Source organism: Streptomyces sp. NPDC059455, assembly GCF_042750115.1.
Classification (GTDB): Bacteria; Actinomycetota; Actinomycetes; order Streptomycetales; family Streptomycetaceae; genus Streptomyces; species Streptomyces endocoffeicus.
Map to the genome: position 1 here is coordinate 153,379 of NZ_JBHYVB010000002.1, position 3,108 is coordinate 156,486.

A 3,108-nucleotide genomic window follows, 5' to 3' on the forward strand; every position below is an offset into this window, starting at 1 on the left:
AGAAGGCGCGCCGGGCCGTCGCCCCCCCCCCCGCCCCCCCCCGGGTCCGGGGACTGGGGGGGGTGGGCGGCCACGGCGTGCAGCACGAGGGAGAGATTGCGCCGGCGCATCGCCTGCTGGGTGTTGGGCAGTGGCGCTGCCACCTGAATCCGTCTCCTCTCGGCCGATCCGCTCATTGTGCCGGGCCGGTACGACAACCGGGGCGCCCGGCCGCCGCCGTACGGCGTTCATACGCGGCGCGCTCACGCGTGGCGCAGCAGGCCGTCCGCGTCCGCCAGCACCCGGGAGAGCCGCTCCAGCGCCGCCTCGTCGCGGGGCACCGGACCGTAGGACGGCCCTTCGGCGGTCGACCAGCGCCGCGCCACCGCCGCCGGGTCCTCGCCCAGCACCAGCCCCGCGGCCTGCGCGGCGGCCCCGAGTGCGACCAGTTCCTCGGCCCGGGGCACCTGGACCGGGCGTCCGCTCAGCCGCCGGACCGTCTCCCGCCAGGCGGTGCCCTTGGCCCCGCCGCCGATGAGCAGCAGCGGGGCGTCCGGCGCCGCGTCCGCGTCCAGCACCTGGTCCAGCGCGGTGAGCAGGGCGAAGACGGCCCCGTCGTAGGCGGCCTGGAGCACCTGCCCCGGTGTGGTGTTGTGGCGCAGACCGTGCAGTAGCCCCGAGGCGTGCGGCAGATGAGGGGTGCGTTCGCCGTCGAGGAACGGCAGCAGCACGGCCGAGCCGCCCGGCTCCACCGCCTCCCGGTCGCGGCCCAGCAGCGCCGCGATCCGGTCGACCGCGAGGGTGCAGTTGAGCGTGCACGCCAGCGGCAGCCAGGCGTCACGCGTGTCGGCGAACCCCGCGACCACCCCGGTGGGGTCGGCGGGCCGGTGGGCCGAGACCGCGTAGACGGTGCCGGAGGTGCCCAGGCTCAGCACCGGCTGCCCCGGGCGCAGTCCGAGCCCCAGGGCGGCCGCCATGTTGTCGCCCGTGCCGGTGGCCACCAGGGCGCCGGTGGGCAGCGGCAGATCGGGCAGCTCCCGTACGGTCCCGGCGGCCTCGCCGTGGCGCAGCACGCGCGGCAGCAGCTCTGGGGTGAGCCCGACCCGGTCCAGGATCTCCTCGTCGTAGGACTCGGTGCCCGAGGCCCACCAGCCGGTGCCCGAGGCGTCGCCGCGGTCGGTGGTGCCGTAGCCGGTGAGCCGCTCGGTGAGGTAGTCGTGGGGGAGCCGGACGGCCGCGGTGGCGCGGGCCGCCTCCGGTTCGTTCTCCATGAGCCAGGCCCACTTGGTGATGGTGAAGGCGGGCGCGGGCACGCTGCCCACCCGCTCGGCCCACGCCTTGGGGCCGCCCAGTTCCTCGATGAGCCGGTCGCGCTGCGGCGCGGAGCGCACATCGTTCCACAGCAGGGCGGGCCGCACCGAGCGGCCGGAGGCGTCCAGTGTGACCAGGCCATGCTGCTGGCCGCCCACGGAGACCGCGGTCGCCTCCCGGGCCGGGGTCCCGCACTGGCGGAGCGCTTCGGTGAGCGCCTCCCACCACTGCTCGGGGACGGACTCCTTACCGGTGCCGTCGCTGCCGCCGCCAACGGTGTGCGGGGCTTGTCCTCGGGCGACGACCGCACCGGTGGCGGAGTCGACGACGAGCGCCTTGGTCGACTGCGTGGAGCTGTCCACGCCGACGACGAGCGGTCCTTGCGGCACGGGCACGGCTGCTGCTGCCATCTCGCGCTCTCCCTTGCGTTCATGGGTCGTGCGGTGTGCGGGTGAAACAGGGCTTCCCCCGAATGCTCGCGCATACTAATTTGTAAAGCGCCATGACGAAATAGGCGAGGGAGCCGCGATGAGCTACAACCCCACCCCCGAGGACAGGTTCACCTTCGGACTGTGGACGGTCGGCTGGCAGGGCCGGGACCCGTTCGGGGACGCCACCCGCCCGGCGCTCGACCCCGTGGAGTCCGTGACCCGGCTCGCCGAACTCGGCGCGTACGGCGTCACCTTCCACGACGACGACCTCATCCCCTTCGGGGCCTCGGAGACCGAGCGTGAATCGCACATCAAGCGCTTCCGGCAGGCCCTGGACGCCACCGGGATGACCGTGCCCATGGCCACCACCAACCTCTTCACCCATCCGGTCTTCAAGGACGGCGCCTTCACCGCCAACGACCGCGATGTCCGCCGCTATGCGCTGCGCAAGACCATGCGCAACATCGACCTCGCCGTCGAGCTGGGCGCGAAGACCTATGTGGCCTGGGGCGGCCGCGAGGGCGCCGAGTCCGGCGGGGCCAAGGACGTACGCGCCGCGCTCGACCGGATGAAGGAGGCGTTCGACCTGCTCGGCGCGTATGTCACCGAGCAGGGCTACGATCTGCGCTTCGCCATCGAGCCCAAGCCCAACGAGCCGCGCGGCGACATCCTGCTGCCCACCGTCGGCCACGCCCTGGCCTTCATCGAGCGGCTGGAGCGGCCCGAGCTGTACGGGGTCAACCCGGAGGTCGGCCACGAGCAGATGGCCGGGCTGAACTTCCCGCACGGCATCGCGCAGGCGCTGTGGGCGGGCAAGCTCTTCCACATCGACCTCAACGGCCAGAACGGCATCAAGTACGACCAGGACCTGCGGTTCGGCGCGGGCGATCTGCGGGCCGCCTTCTGGCTGGTCGACCTGCTGGAGACCGGTGGCTACGAGGGCCCGCGCCACTTCGACTTCAAACCCCCGCGCACCGAGGACATCTCGGGCGTCTGGGCCTCGGCCGCGGGCTGTATGCGCAACTACCTCATCCTCAAGGAGCGCGCGGCCGCCTTCCGCGCCGACCCGGAGGTCCAGGAGGCGCTGCGCGCCTCGCGCCTGGACCAGTTGGGCCGGCCGACCCTCGACGAGGGCGAGACCCCGGCGGCGCTGCTCGCGGACCGCACCGCCTTCGAGGACTTCGACGTCGAGGCGGCCGCCGAGCGCGGTATGGCCTTCGAACGCCTCGACCAGCTGGCCATGGACCATCTGCTGGCCGCCCGCGGCTGACCGCGTCCGGCTGACCGTGGCCCGGGGGCGCGGCCCGCCCCCCCCCCGCGCCGCCCCCCCGGGGGGCGCGCCGGCCCGGCAACCTCCAGCGCCACAGCGCACCCGCGGCGGCAGGCG

At 74.1% G+C, this 3,108-nt stretch carries 2 protein-coding genes; one reads left to right on the plus strand and one right to left on the minus strand.

Annotated elements, in window-relative coordinates:
• Window positions 1-242: 242 nt before the first annotated feature.
• Complete coding sequence (gene xylB, locus ACFXB5_RS01580; protein WP_385201351.1) at window positions 243-1,700, minus strand: xylulokinase; 1,458 nt, start codon at window positions 1,698-1,700, stop codon at window positions 243-245.
• A gap of 118 nt (window positions 1,701-1,818) precedes the next feature.
• On the opposite strand from xylB, the gene xylA reads away from it, so the two are divergent.
• Window positions 1,819-2,991 (plus strand): xylose isomerase, encoded by a 1,173-nt coding sequence (gene xylA, locus ACFXB5_RS01585; protein ID WP_385201353.1) that lies wholly within the window; start codon window positions 1,819-1,821, stop codon window positions 2,989-2,991.
• The last annotated feature ends 117 nt before the right edge of the window (window positions 2,992-3,108 follow it).